Below are 14446 nucleotides of genomic sequence, written 5' to 3'. Positions count from 1 at the left end.
CAATGCTCACGGAGATAGACGATGACCTTTTCACTGCGCCGCCTCGTCCTCGCCACTGGCTGCCTGCTACTCGCTGGCAACGCCCTGGCCGCTGAACCGAAACGCCCCGAATGTATCGCCCCGGCCTCCCCTGGTGGCGGCTTCGACCTGACCTGCAAGCTGGTGCAAAGCGCCTTGGTCAACGAGAAGATCCTCAGTAAACCGATGCGCGTCACCTACATGCCTGGCGGTGTCGGTGCGGTGGCCTACAACGCCGTAGTCGCCCAGCGCCCGGGCGATGCCGGCACCCTGGTGGCCTGGTCCAGTGGCTCGTTGCTCAACCTGGCCCAAGGCAAGTTTGGCCGCTTCGACGAGAACGCGGTGAAATGGCTGGCGGCGGTGGGCACCAGCTATGGCGCCATCGCGGTGAAAAACGATTCGCCCTACAAGAACCTCGACGATTTGGTCGCGGCCTTGAAGAAAGATCCGAGCAAAGTGGTGATCGGCTCCGGCGGCACCGTCGGCAGCCAGGACTGGATGCAGACCGCGCTGATCGCCAAGGCCGCCGGGATCAACCCGCGCGACCTGCGCTACGTAGCCCTGGAAGGCGGCGGCGAAATCGCCACCGCACTACTCGGCGGGCACATTCAGGTCGGCTCCACCGACATTTCCGACTCGATGCCGCACATCCAGAGCGGCAACATGCGCATCCTTGCGGTGTTCTCCGAGAACCGCCTGGACGAGCCCGAAATGAAGAACATCCCCACCGCCAAGGAACAGGGCTACGACATTGTCTGGCCGGTAGTACGCGGCTTCTACCTGGGGCCAAAGGTCAGCGATGAAGACTACGCCTGGTGGAAAGCCTCGTTCGACACGCTGCTCAAGTCCGAAGAGTTCGCCAAGCTGCGTGACCAGCGTGAACTGTTCCCGTTCGCCATGACCGGTGAAGAGCTCGATGGCTATGTGAAGAAGCAGGTTGCTGACTACAAAGCACTGGCCCGGGAATTTGGGTTGATCCAGTAAATGAACCTGCTGGGTGCCTTTGCTTAAGACCGGTATTAGCCGCTTTCGGGCTGCTATGCAGCCCTTCGCGGGCAAGCTCGCTCCCACAGTTCTTCAGACCGACGCGGTCCCTGTGGGAGCGGGCTTGCCCGCGAAGAGCCGCACAGCGGCTCCAGAACCTCAGCAGCAACCCGCCCTAAAGCCCGGCACCGTGCCCGAATACCCGTATCGAGGATTCCTTGATGATCCTGCAACGCCTGTTCGCCCTGATTCTGCTGGCGCTCTGCGCCGCTCTGGCAGTGATGGCCTGGCCTTACCAGGCCGCGTTTTCCTATGAACCGGTAGGCCCACGCGCCTATCCCTTGCTGATGCTCGGCCTGATGAGCCTGGGCCTGCTGTACCTGGCCATTCGCCCCACGCCCATCGTGCACAAGGACGACGAGCCCCCACTGGACCGCGAAACCCTGCTCAAGATCACCGCCTGCGTGGGCCTGCTGATCGTCTTCGCCAGCACCTTCGAGGCCCTGGGCTTCGTGCTCAGCGCAATCCTGGTCGGCGTGCCGATGGCCCGTCTGTACGGCGGCCGCTGGCTGCACAGCGCGATCGTCGTGGTGGGCATGAGCCTGTTCCTCTACTGGCTGTTCGACCGCGTGATGGACGTGCCCCTGCCCCTTGGCCTGCTTGACGTTCTGGAGAACTGACACATGGATACCTTGAGCTACCTCGGCCAGGGCTTCGGCGTCGCCCTGAGCCCGTACAACCTGGTTACCGCCCTGACCGGCACCCTGATCGGCACCGTGGTCGGCCTGCTGCCGGGCCTGGGGCCAATCAATGGCGTGGCGTTGCTGATCCCGATTGCCTTTGCCCTGGGCCTGCCACCGGAGTCGGCGCTGATCCTGCTGGCGGCGGTGTACCTGGGCTGCGAATACGGCGGACGCATCAGCTCGATCCTGCTGAACATCCCCGGTGAAGCCTCAACCGTGATGACCACCCTCGACGGCTACCCGATGGCCCGCCAAGGCCTGGCTGGGGTGGCCTTGTCGCTGTCGGCCTGGAGTTCGTTCATCGGCGCTTTCATCGCCACCTGTGGCATGGTCCTGTTCGCGCCGCTGCTGGCGAAATGGGCGATCGCTTTCGGCCCGGCCGAATACTTCGTGTTGATGGTATTTGCCATCGTCGCCCTCGGCGGCATGGCCGGCGACAAACCGCTGAAGACCTTTATCGCCGCACTGATCGGCCTGTTCCTGTCGGCGGTCGGCATCGACGCCAACAGCGGCGTGTACCGCTTCACCGGTGACAGCGTGCACCTGGCCGACGGCATTCAGTTCGTGGTCTTGGTGCTTGGCTTGTTCTCCATCAGTGAAATCCTTCTGCTGCTGGAAAAAACCCACCATGGCCACCAAGCGGTCAAGGCCACCGGGCGCATGCTGTTCAACTTCAAGGAAGCGGCTTCGGTGTTCGTGGTCAACATCCGCTGCGGCCTGCTTGGCTTCATCATGGGTGTGTTGCCGGGTGCCGGCGCGACCCTGGCCAGCGCGGTTGCCTACATGACCGAGAAAAAGATCGCTGGCGCCAAGGGTAATTTCGGCAAGGGCGATGCCCGTGGCCTGGCGGCCCCGGAAACCGCCATCGGCGCCTCCTGCTGCGGCGCCCTGGTACCCATGCTGACCCTCGGGGTGCCCGGCTCGGGCACCACAGCGGTGATGATCGGCGCGCTGACCCTGTACAACATCACCCCAGGCCCGATGCTGTTCGAACAGCAGCCGGACATCGTCTGGGGCCTGATCGCGTCGTTGTTCATCGCCAACATCATGCTGGTGATCCTCAACATCCCGATGATCCGCATCTTCACCCGCATCCTTGCCGTGCCGAACTGGGCGCTGGTGCCTGTGATCGCCATCATCACCGCGATCGGCGTATACGCCGTGCATGCCACTACCTTCGACCTGTTTCTGATGGTCGGCATCGGCATCATGGGCTATATCCTGCGCAAGCTGGATTTCCCGCTGTCGCCGATCCTGCTCGGCTTCATTCTCGGTGGTTTGATGGAGCAGAACCTGCGTCGCGCCCTGTCGATCTCCAACGGTGAGCTGGGCATTCTCTGGTCGAGCCCGATCAGCATGGGCGTGTGGGTGCTGACCATTTGCATGCTGAGCCTGCCGCTGCTGCGCATCTGGCGCCGCCGCAACCTGCAACGGCGGGCCGTGGCGGATGCCTGATCGGTCGTTGCCGCTGTTCTGGGCCACCGGGCTGGTCGGGCTGGCGGGCGGGTATCTCGCCAGCCTGGTCGGCTGGCCTTTGCCATGGATGGTCGGCTCGTTACTGGCGATCATCCTGGTGCGCTGCCTGACGCCCTGGCAGCTGACGGAGATCCCCAACGGGCGCAAATGCGGCCAATGGATCATTGGCGTCGGCATTGGCCTGCACTTCACCCCGGCGGTGATCGAGCAGGTGGCCGGGCATTTCACGTTGATCGTGTTTGGCGCGCTGTTCACTACAGTGTCGAGCGTGATCGGCGTGTGGCTGCTGCGGCGCACTGGCGAGGACCGCGCAACGGCGTTTTTCGCCAGCATGCCAGGCGGTTCGGGCGAGATGGTCAACCTCGGCGCGCGCAATGGCGCGGTACTCAGCCAAGTAGCTGCGGCGCAAAGCCTGCGGGTGCTGGCGGTGGTGTTGTGCGTGCCGGCGCTGTTCAAATTTCTAGTAGGCGATGGCGTGCCGCTGAATCACGCCAGCAGTGTTAGCTGGGGCTGGCTGGCGTTGATTGCACCGCTGGCCGTGCTGGTGGCCCTGGGTTGGCAGCGCCTGCGCCAGCCCAACCCCTGGCTGTTCGGGCCCTTGTTGGTGGCGGCCTGCGTGAGCCTTGCCGGCAACCTGCAAATCGCCCTGCCCAATGGCGCCAGCCAGATTGGCCAGTGGTTGATCGGCAGCGGCCTGGCCTGCCATTTCAACCGGGCTTTCTTTCGCCGTGCCCCCTCGTTTTTGGGCCGCACTTTGGTTGCCACCGCATTGAGCATGCTGATTGCCGCCAGCGCCGCCTGGGCGTTGAGCAGCCTTACCCATCTGGACTTGCGCTCACTGACGCTGGGCATGATGCCTGGCGGCATCGCCGAAATGAGCCTGACGGCCGAGACCTTGCAATTGTCGGTGCCGCTGGTGACAGCGATGCAGGTTATGCGTTTGCTGTTCGTGCTGTTTTTGGCGGAGCCGTTGTTTCGGCGTTGGAATGCTGGGCACCACTGGCGCTGACAATCTGCATTGATCTTTTCGTGGCTATTGCCAGCCCCACAGTCAATGAGTCAATCGATTTACTACAAGATTACGGTACCGGGCCACATACACCGTCCCTGAAATAACGAACCAGGCACGGCTCTGACCGCCGCAGATCGCCACTGGGCTTGGTTACGGTGAAACTGCTTACAAAACTGCCCGTCAGAAGCGGTACGGGAGGAGTGGGTTGCTGAGCTCGATTGTAAAACAAGATTTGCTCATAAGGGACGCGGTGAGCAAAGCTACCATTGACGGCCTCTACTGCTGTTACTAGATGATCGGCAGAGTAGTGCTGATCAACCAATGCCGTCCCCAATCCTCCTGTGGAGTACTGGAAGATGATCGTAACCCGATCATGCTCGGCCAATTGGCTATCGACGATTTGAAGATTAATGCCACTCCAGGGCGCACTCAGGCAATTGAGAATTCCAGTGCGGGTAGCACCCGGTCGCTGGTTCTGTAATAGGTCATTTCTGATGGCGCTGTACCTGACGAAGGGGGCTCTCACGGCGTCCACAGCGACAGTCGTTGCTGGCGAACGCTGATAATTACCGGCGCTTTGTGCAGTGTCGTCTGGGTAGACCTCATAGAAAATGTGCTTCGGACCATTTCCTTGCGCCAGGAAAATCGCTCTGGGCAGTGTCACTATGACGGCGCTGCCCGGCGTTTCGGCACCTGTCAGCGTCCGCACTTGCGCAGCCAACAGCTCCACACCGTCGTAGAAGAATCTAACAAAGTGGCCAGCCGCCAAGCGTTCATAGAAGGTGAAGGTGATATCTGCATCCGCATCGACATCGCGCTCGGTTAGCACGTTATCAACCGCACTACCCCGACCGCGAACGATCACTGCAGTGAGACGCGGGTTAACCGGGCCTTCATCATCCGGTATGGGTCCCCCTGTGCGCAGATCTACCGGCACTTGCGTGCGTAGCGAAGTGCCAAGCGTTAAGGCGCCACGATGCAAGGTGTAATCGATATTCAATTTGTAGAAAGATTGACCGAAGCCCTCAGCCACCGCCAGATCCTGCCAACGCGCTGCAATAGCACGTGGAACGTCCGCGTAGGCAAATTCTGCGAGAACGACAACACGGTCAGTATCGCCAGCGAATGCGGCCGGCCTGATCAAACGCATCACTATACGATCGCTTGGCTGTGCGCTTGCAAGATCAGGGACCTGAATCAACAGCCCGTTGCGGGCAATCACACGATCCACCCGGTCCACGGTAACTTTTGGCGCGAGCAACACCACCCCAGGTGCCAGCCGCAGTTCGACCCTACGTGGCCTGGAGGGCGTTGATCGCCAGCCACCTCTACGCACCAACTGATACTGCAGATCCCATAGGCCGGTGCCCAAGCTGAGCAGTCGTTCTGCGGGTATACCCACGTCATTCGGCCGGAGCCCGTACCGACCTTGGTTGTCAATTGGCCAGAACACCACCGAATAAAGGACGTTCGCTCCGACCAGGATCACCAGGGTATCGCCTGGCAAGGCGCTACTGGCCAGGGGTACAGCAAACCTGATAACCGGCTGCGGATCCTGTGGCCTTTCCAGATCAGCGCGGGTCAGGACAACCGGCTCTACAAAGTCGACCGGTACGCCTAAGGCAAGGGGTATGACCTCAATGGAAGACGCGGCCTTGCTGCGACATATCCTTGGCATTGGCGTACTCGCTTGTTTTACGCAACGGGCGCTTGGTGCATCGGGGGCAAACTGTATTAATCGACATCCTCAGGGGAGGCGACCGGGTTGCTAGCCGCAATACCGCAATGGATGAATTTTGCGTGAACCGCCACCAGTGCGAAACTGGCAGAACTGCTAGGTAGTGCTTCAGCCCAAGCTAATCCCAAGAATTGACACCCAATAAAAAAGGAAGCCGAAGCTTCCTTTTCTCTAACCGCGCTCATCAGAAATCGTAGCGCACACCCAGGTTCACCCCGTAAGGCTGCTCGATGTGCTTACCATTGCTGTACTCCACATCCGCATGCACACGCAACTGCTTGGACAGCGCCAGCGACACACCCGCCCCCAGCTCAGCACGAGAACCGGACAGGTCATTGTTGAACACGTTATTGTTCACCTGTACTTCGTTGCGCTTGACGAACTCGTGGGCGAAAGCGGCCTTGACGTAAGGCTGGAGCATGCCGCCGCCATCGAGCGGGATGGTCTTGCCGACAGTGGTGCCGACCTTGCCCAGCAGCGACCTGGCAGTATCACCTTCGGCGCGCAGACCGTTGTCGAAGCTGTAGTCCTTGCCAGCTACCACGGCTGTGGCCACCTGGGCGAACGGCTCGATGAAGTAGCCATCGTTGAGCTTGATGTGCTTACCGGCCTCAACCGAGCCACTCAGGCCGTGGGTGTCATAGTCGCCCTTGGTCCGGGTCGAGTCGCTCAGGCCGACCTTGGCGTTGTTCTGGTAGCGGTTGTACTTGACCACGGTATCGACGTAGTAACCGGTCTCACGGTCCAGCCAGGTGGCGTAACCGCCCAGGTAGTAGCTGTCGACCCGGCCGGAGGTGCCATAGTCGAGGTTCAGGTCCGAGCGGCTGGTACCACCCAGCACGCCCACCAGCCAGTCGGTCTCGGCCACCTGCATGTCGGCGCCCAGGCTCAGGCCATGTTGGTTTTGCTGATAGCCAGCACCCGATGACGCGCCGCTGACATTGTACTTGTTGCCATAGGCGCGCATCCACAAGCCGGCATCGCGGCCTTCGCTGTAGCGCAGCTCACCCATGCGGCTGCGCAGCGAGCTCAGTTCACCATAGGCCACCGTGATCGGGGTATTGAACAGGGCCATCACCGAACGGGTCATCGGCGAGATGGTGCGGGTCTCGCGGTTGAGTACCCAGTCGTTGTTTTCATCCTTGGTCATTTCATAGGAGTAGGCGCCTACATCCACTCGGTCGCGGTCGTTGAGCAGGTGGAACTGCGCTGCACCATCTTGCGTTTGCACCAGGCGCATCGACTCCACAGTGGCCTCATTGCCGCTGCTGGCGACCAGCAAGCCATGATTGCCGCTGGAGCTGCCGGTAACGATCAGTTGATCGGTTTCACCGCTGATAAAATCACTGCCCATGACGAACGTGCCGTTGCCGGACAGGTTGTTCACCGTCAGTTCATGGAAACTTGAGGTATCTCCGAACGTCACTTGGCCGCCGTTCAAGGCCAGGTCACCGACGCTGCTGTTTCCGTTCAGGGTCCAGTTCGAGCCGCTGGCAACGTTAGCGTTGCGCACGTTGTTCAGCGTACCCAGCAAGGTCGAGTTATTGACCAAGCTGACGTCAGCAATTGCGCCGGAGGCGGCGGTGACGTTACCGGTCATCTGGCCCTGGTCCAGTGCAAGGCTGAGCGAGCCGGTGTTGGTAACCGTGGCATTGCCCGTCAACGCCGCCTGGTTGAAGGACGCAGTAGTGGTGCCGGCCGAATCGATGTTGCCCTGCATGGCGCCGCCGTTGAAGGACAGATTGAGCTTGCCTGCATCGGCGACCACGGCATTACCGGTCAACGTCGCTTGACTGAAGGTGCTCGTAGCAGCGCCTGCCGACTGAATATCGCCGGCCATGCTGCCGCCGTTGAGGGTCAGATCAAGGGTGCCGGTGTCAGTGACGATCGCGTTGCCGGTCAGTGCTGATTGGCTGAGGTTCGCTGTGACAGTACCGGCAGACTCGATGTTGCCGTCCATGCGCCCTTCAGCCATGCTCAGGTTGAGCGTACCACCATTAGCGGCCACGGCATCGCCGGTCAGCGTTGCTTGATTGAAGGTAGCCGTGGTGGCACCAGCGGACTGAATAGCACCGGCCATACCACCACCGTTGAAGGTCAGATCCAGCGTGCCGGTGTCAGCCACCGAGGCATTGCCAGTCAACACCGATTGGCTGAAGTTCGCGGTGGCAGTACCCGAAGACGCGATGTTGCCGTTCATGCGTCCATCCGTCATGTTCAGGTTGAGCGTACCGCCCGTAGCGGCAGCGGCATCGCCGGTTAGTGTCGCTTGATTGAACGTAGCCGTGGCGGTGCCGGCAGACTCGATATCGCCAGCCATGCTGCCACCGTTCAAGGTCATGCCGAGCGTACCGCCGTTGGCGACCGTGGCATTACCGGTCAAGGCCGTTCGCGTGAGGTCGACCGTTGCAGTGCCAGCGGACTCGATGTTGCCGTCCATGCGCCCATCGGTCATGGTCAAATCTAGCGTACCACCAGTAACAGCAACGGCATCGCCGGTCAGCGTGGCTTGATTGAACGTAGCCGTGGCAGTGCCGGCAGACTCGATGTCACCAGTCATGCTGCCACCGTTCAAGGTCATGCCGAGCGTACCGCCGCCGGCGACCGTGGCATTACCGGTCAAGGCAGTTTGGGTGAGGTCGACCGTTGCAGTGCCAGCGGACTCTATGTTGCCGTCCATGCGCCCATCGGTCATGGTCAACTCCAGCGTACCGCCGTTAGCGACAACGGCATTGCCAGTCATGGTCGCCGCATTGGAAAACTCCACCGTGGCAACACCTGAGTCGTTGACGTTCAGATTGCCGTTCAGCGACGACTCTTCAAAGGAGGCATCTAGCGTACCGCCAATCTCGAAATGACCATCTACCTGCGAATTACTGAATTGCAAGTTGCCGGCTGCCTGGTCGGCGATTGTGACGCCGCCTGTCAGTACAGAGTCATCCACCAACCCGGTCAAAGTGCTTGCACCCGCCACGCTGATTGCTACTCCGTTGCTGCCAGTCAGCGTCGAGCCATTGCTCACTTGCACGGTAGCATCGGTATTGGCTCCCACCGAAATTGCTGGGCCGTTGAGTCCGATCACACGGGCGTTATCCAGGGTCAATTCAGGTTCCCGGTTTGCCGCACCTTCTAGCAGCAAGCGAATACCCGATGCCTGTCCAGTCACCGTACTGTCAATAATTGTGGCATTGCCGCCGAGCAAACGTAGGCCAACACCTGTGGGACGGGTCCCAGTGAGTTGCGAGCCCTGGATGGTCAACTGACTACCGGCGGTTGCCTGCGCCCCTGCAATACCGCCACTGAGCTGGCTGTTAGTCACAGTGGCAGTAGACGCTATGTTCTGGCGCGCCAGCGCCAAGCCAAAGCCATTACCCGAGGTACTGATCGCGGCATTGGCAATTGTCGCCACACTATCTACTAACGTAATTGCGGTGCCTGCGGTGGTCGTCGTAGTACCGCTGAGCATGTTCAGGCTCGAACTATGGGATTGTATTGAGTCCGTTTGGGCAGCATCGATCGTCAAAATAGAATTAGCATTCAACGCGTAAGTATCCACGGGCGTCGTGGCATCGATTGTCAGCGTTTCGCCAGTCAACTCCCGTGCAAGAGCAGGGCTGCTGTAGCAGGTCAATAGACTAATAATACCTGCGAGAGAAAGTGCAAGATTTAAATCGGGGAAATTCCGGTCACGTCGCATCATCGAGCTCCCTAAGCGGGCATGAGATGTAATAAAGTGCATGACTAGGCATGCGTCACTAAAAAGTCGCCGGCACTTTATAACTACCAACAAGCCTGATATGTAGGAAAAATCCACAAGCACGAGGGAATATTCCTACAAATTAATCCGCTGACCCGATCAAAATCCCGTTGCGGTAGCTTTATGACTACCGCAACGGTCAAGGTATTGCTACTGTCGCGCCTGTGCCGCTATCAACTGCCGATTCGCGGTGCGCTGCGCTTCATCAGTTCTTGGGCTACCCCAATTACCACATCGAACTCCCAAGTTAGAGACTGTATAACGAATCATGCTAACCCTTGAATTTCCTGTGTCACCCGTGGCATTAGTAACGGTGTAGCTGCTGACGAAGCTTCCAGACAAAGGCTCAGCAGCCTGTTCAAACCTGATGCCAGCATACGGCACTGTATGATTAATCCCACGATTATTCACATCCACCTGAGTCACGGGATGATCAAATGAATACTGCTGAGCAACCAAGTTAAGTGCGCGTGTGCCTGTGGAATAGCGCAAAGTAATCCTCACCGTGTCGCCCACGACTAGGGTAGGATCTGTAATCCTGAGATTGATACCCAACCATGGATAGGCATCACAGTTAATGGCACCGGTTTCAGCCACCAAACTGCCTGGACGTCTGTCTTGCACAGAAACTTCTGTCTGGCCAGGTGCGGTGAAGAAAGCATTCACAAACTGGACATAAGAAGCAACCGTCAGCGACTGCGGACGCACCGTCACAGTAGTGGTGGGTGAACGCTGGAAATTACCTGCATTGATGGCATCGCCATTCAAGTACACTTGATAGAAGATCGGTTTTTGACCACTGCCTTTACGTCGGAAGACAGCGTTGGACAGCGGCACAACCACAGTATCGCCGACCACTTCGGTACCGCTAAGGGTCAGTGGGTTAGGCAACTCCTCACCGTCGTAGAAAAACCTCACCACATGGCCGGCTGCAAGACCTTGATAGTAGGTGAAGGTAATATCAGCATCGGCCCCGCCATCATTTGCGGTTATTTCGTTAGCTAACTGGTCCACCGCGCCGCTCACTGTAACCGGCACAAGGGCAGTATTCACCGGTCCCTCCTCCAGGTCACCAGGGTTCGGACCGGGCCCAACAGTACGAAGGTCAAGGTCTACCGTGGCGCGAGGTGAGGTGCCCAAGTTCCGAGTACCTCGGAACAATGTGTATTCCACATTCAGCGTGTAGTGGGATTGGCCAAATAGCCGCGCCACTGCCAATTGCGCCCAGCGGGCAATGGTAGAGCGAGGTGTGCTGCCGTAGAGAAACTCTGGCAAGGTGACCACATTACCATTTGGATTATCACCAGGTGGGTCAATAGCGAATGGGCGAATCAGACGCATCAAGATACGATCGCCCGGCTGCGCCCCAGCGATATCCTCTACACGAATTCCCAAACCATTACGCGCCGTTTCGCGGTCGATTCGCGCGGCCTCAATGATTGGGGCGGGTAATGCTGTGGGGATAGCTGCCACATCCACAGTGACTTCAAGGGGCAGCGATTCCTGCGAGGGCCATCCCGCACGATCGGTCAAAACATACCTCAGTTCCGATCTTCCCTGGGGCAAACCTTCAAGCGCGGCCCTAGGAATGGAAACAGTGGGTATGGGATTAGGTAAGAAACTTCCATCGGGGTTCACCGGCCACTGCACTGCCTGATGGATCACTCGCCCCCCTACCATGACCTCTATGCGATCGCCAGGCTGCGCCGAGTTGGGGAGCCGTAGAGGAAAATCCGTGGTTGGATTATTACTGAACCATGTACTGTCGAGCACGATAGGCTCTGTGAGGCCGTTCGGGACTTGCAAAGGCCCAGGCTGCACGTTGAACGAAGGTGAGCGCAGGTCAAGAAACAAGGTATGCAGTGGAGAGCTTGTAAAGTTACCCTCAGCGCCATTGACGACCGAGTAATAGATATTGTAAAGCCCCTCCCCCCTCTGACGCTCCAGCCAATTCAGGAAGTCTGGAGTTAGGGTGAGGGAGTAGCTGGCGTCGGTGGGAGGGAATGGCACTTCTAGTAATGCCCCCGGGGTGACGCCGGGGCGGGAGGGGGGAGTGTATCGGACATCCCGAGAATTATCTTGTGCATCCAGCGGACGGCTAAAGAAAAAAACCTGATCAAACGTACCGACAAAGTCGAGTGGATCCTGACTAGGATCGATCGTTGATGGCCATGTAGGAATATTGACCCGCAGGTGGGGACCAGCAAAGTGAGCATCCCGCGTAATCGTATTAGGTCGCCCGTCCTGGATATCAGGCGTCACCACACCTGACTCAATTGTGAAAGCCGGCGCAACATTGAACACTTGCCCACCTTGCCTTGTAGTGCCCGCCATCTTGCCCTGAGGCTTCACACGACTCAACAGTGCGGCATTCTGCGCGTCCACTGACTGCTTATTTTTTTGCGCTACTACTATTTGCTCTTCGACCGTCAACTCTTCACCAATAACTACAATACCACCACTATCGCCTACTTTAATGTTCATAGCACTCTTCCTAACTGTTTTCAAATTATGTAAACAACCTGAAACCGCTGGACACTCACCTTATTCAGCATGGCTCACACCTAATAAACTTAGCTATTTACTCTACCTCCATGCACACGCCTCCCTGCCCGCTAAGCAGGCGCCCGCCACACCAGTCAACACCCGTAAAAGCGCCCCCACCTAAAAAGATGGACATTCCGATTTTGAAATAAACCTATTAACTTAAGTCACGTTTGATGTGCAGACCACACCTGTCACTGGGCGCTGGAGATTGACTTCCAACCAAGACAGTTGTGATTCAGCGCTGCGACCATCAGGTTTAGTGAGCCGGTAGCCAATCCTGGCGTAGCCTCTAAACGGCCCGCCTGCGGCCTCGAAGACTTTGACGATCAAACGCGTAAACTCGCTCGCGCTCATCTCCAAAGGCTGCCCATTTGTGGCACGGTCCAAGTTAATGTCTACCGCAGGTAGGTATTCGGGGGCCAACATCAGGGGCACAGGCGCGGGTTGCGCAGACGAAGACGTACCGTCATTGAGTGTGCGGAACATCTGCCAACGCAGTTGGGCACGATCCCCCGCCTGCACGTTCGTTTGTCTACCCGGAACCGTCAGTGTGAAGCCATCCCAGGGCTTGCTGGCACAATTGACGAGCCCTACATTGGTGGCTAATGGTGGTGTCAGCGAGCGAGGTAGCGTTAGCCTTTGCAGCCTCGCCGTATCGACCCTGACCGGTGTCGGATTGGCCCGCTGGCCATTCACTCCTCTGACATTATTAACGTTGATGAAGATGCGGTAGAACACCTGAATAGCCAAGCCGTCACCGGCCTCGGTAATCACGTCATAGGGCACCGGGGTAAAGTCGACCATCTGCCCTGGTGTTTCGTTGCCCGTCACTCTATAGCGCGCAACAACTCGGGCTAAATTGCCCCAGTGCAGCTCGAGTAGGTCCCCCACCCTTGGGTTATCGTAAAGTCGGACTTGCACAGGAACGGGTTGATTGATGTCCATTGGTGTAATGGCATTGTCCCGCCTGCTTCCCACAATAACGGGATTGAGTAACGTATTAAGCTCAGTTGGGCCCTGCGGATCAGGGCCGGCCACACGAAAGTCGATGTTGACCTGAATCTGTGGCGAATTTATCAGTGCCCCATTTTGCTCAAGCTCGTAACGCACTGGCCGCGCCACAGGCCCCACGAAGCCATCTGCAACAATCGTCGCCCAAGGCACGTTGACGCTGATAGGCCATTGCTGGTCCGCCCTCACAGGCAATGACCCAAGCGCACGCTCATTCCAGTAAACCTGGATGCTATTACCCGCGACCGCTTGGGCAATCTGCGGAATCTGGACAACAACTGGGCGTCGAGCTTCCTCTAGATTGATAAGATTATCCGCGGCCAATGGCACCACTGGCGCAGGCAGCGCTGCAGCCCCCATCAGTTGGATGGTGACCCGATGTGAGAGTGACTCGGGGCCGACGTTGCCTGCGCGATCAATCAACCGGGCAACTACACGAAAACTGCCACTTCTCAAAAGTGCCGCCGGGACCGGAACGTGGAAGCTACCCCCTACAGCGGGCAGGGAGGTCACTGGGACCTCCACCGTCGGCACTACAGGTGTGCCACCTTGGTTATCAGGTATGAGGAACAACTGCACGCGATCCTGCAAACGGATATCGCCCCAACGCTCCAAGATAAAGATTGCTTGCTGCCCATTGTTTGCCAAGTACGTGTCATCAATGGTTGCCACGTTGGTTGCATGGAATACCGCAGGATTACGCGAGTTGGGTGCAGTTCGGTCGACACGCAGCAGCAGTGGGGATGAAAGATTTCGGTTTCCGAGAAACTCTACCTCTGCCGAATAGGCTAAAGAACTAATGCCTTCAGGCTTGAGCAGGTGTTGTGGAACTTCAAGGGCTACTGGAAAAAAAGCTGCGGCGCTGGCCGTCATTGCTCTTCGGGACTGAGCGACCTCCGTGCTGTTCCATAAAACACGAAAAATCATCACCGGGTCGGTGATTTCTTCCTCATTTACAATCCGTTCATACTCTTGTTCGTAGCCATTCCAGGCTACTACGTTCACTGGCAGGGTCGAGTTGAGCGCAGTCAGAGGTAAAGTTGCCGCGCCAGCTTCATCAGCTTGCAACTCAAGGGCGGCTGGCACATCGGGCTGCGGGAGTAAACCCGTAGTGCTCTCTACCGTTGACGTTTGCTGTGCCATGATTCGTCCCTTTTCGC

At 58.3% G+C, this 14446-nt stretch carries 8 protein-coding genes; 4 read left to right on the top strand and 4 right to left on the bottom strand.

The annotated features are described in order from the left end of the window. Nucleotides 1–21 precede the first annotated feature (21 nt). The 4 genes from ACI2JX_RS11725 (at nt 22) to ACI2JX_RS11710 (ending at nt 4230) form a co-directional block, all read left to right on the top strand. Nucleotides 22–1002, top strand: coding sequence for a tripartite tricarboxylate transporter substrate binding protein (locus tag ACI2JX_RS11725; protein ID WP_264236280.1), 981 nt, complete (start codon nt 22–24; stop codon nt 1000–1002). Nucleotides 1003–1223: 221 nt separating this feature from the next. Further along, on the top strand, nt 1224–1682 hold the full coding sequence (locus ACI2JX_RS11720; RefSeq protein WP_186556151.1) for a tripartite tricarboxylate transporter TctB family protein: 459 nt from the start codon (nt 1224–1226) through the stop codon (nt 1680–1682). A 3-nt stretch (nt 1683–1685) separates the two neighbouring features. Then, nucleotides 1686–3200: a tripartite tricarboxylate transporter permease gene (locus ACI2JX_RS11715; RefSeq protein WP_368973278.1), complete on the top strand. Its 1515-nt coding sequence runs from the start codon at nt 1686–1688 to the stop codon at nt 3198–3200. Beyond that, the gene (locus tag ACI2JX_RS11710; protein ID WP_368973277.1) at nt 3193–4230 is read left to right on the top strand and encodes an AbrB family transcriptional regulator; all 1038 of its coding nucleotides are present in this window, start codon (nt 3193–3195) and stop codon (nt 4228–4230) included. The genes ACI2JX_RS11715 and ACI2JX_RS11710 overlap by 8 nt, the downstream gene beginning before the upstream one ends. A gap of 70 nt (nt 4231–4300) precedes the next feature. On the opposite strand, the gene ACI2JX_RS11705 is transcribed toward ACI2JX_RS11710, so the two are convergent. The 4 genes from ACI2JX_RS11705 to ACI2JX_RS11690 form a co-directional block, all read right to left on the bottom strand. Continuing rightward, nucleotides 4301–5722 carry a hypothetical protein gene (locus tag ACI2JX_RS11705; protein ID WP_404690119.1) on the bottom strand — a complete coding sequence of 474 codons (1422 nt, stop codon included), beginning with the start codon at nt 5720–5722 and terminating at the stop codon, nt 4301–4303. A 433-nt stretch (nt 5723–6155) separates the two neighbouring features. Next, nucleotides 6156–9437, bottom strand: coding sequence for an autotransporter outer membrane beta-barrel domain-containing protein (locus ACI2JX_RS11700; protein WP_404690118.1), 3282 nt, complete (start codon nt 9435–9437; stop codon nt 6156–6158). Nucleotides 9438–9878: 441 nt separating this feature from the next. Then, the gene (locus ACI2JX_RS11695) at nt 9879–12212 is read right to left on the bottom strand and encodes a hypothetical protein (protein ID WP_404690117.1); all 2334 of its coding nucleotides are present in this window, start codon (nt 12210–12212) and stop codon (nt 9879–9881) included. A 222-nt stretch (nt 12213–12434) separates the two neighbouring features. Beyond that, the gene (locus tag ACI2JX_RS11690; RefSeq protein WP_404690116.1) at nt 12435–14429 is read right to left on the bottom strand and encodes a hypothetical protein; all 1995 of its coding nucleotides are present in this window, start codon (nt 14427–14429) and stop codon (nt 12435–12437) included. Nucleotides 14430–14446: the final 17 nt, after the last annotated feature.

Origin of the sequence: Pseudomonas sp. NPDC088890 (assembly GCF_044900155.1) — a bacterium.
Taxonomy (GTDB): Bacteria; Pseudomonadota; Gammaproteobacteria; order Pseudomonadales; family Pseudomonadaceae; genus Aquipseudomonas; species Aquipseudomonas urmiensis.
Note: the sequence above shows the minus strand (reverse complement) of the source record. Positions and strands in the feature narration are given on the sequence as shown.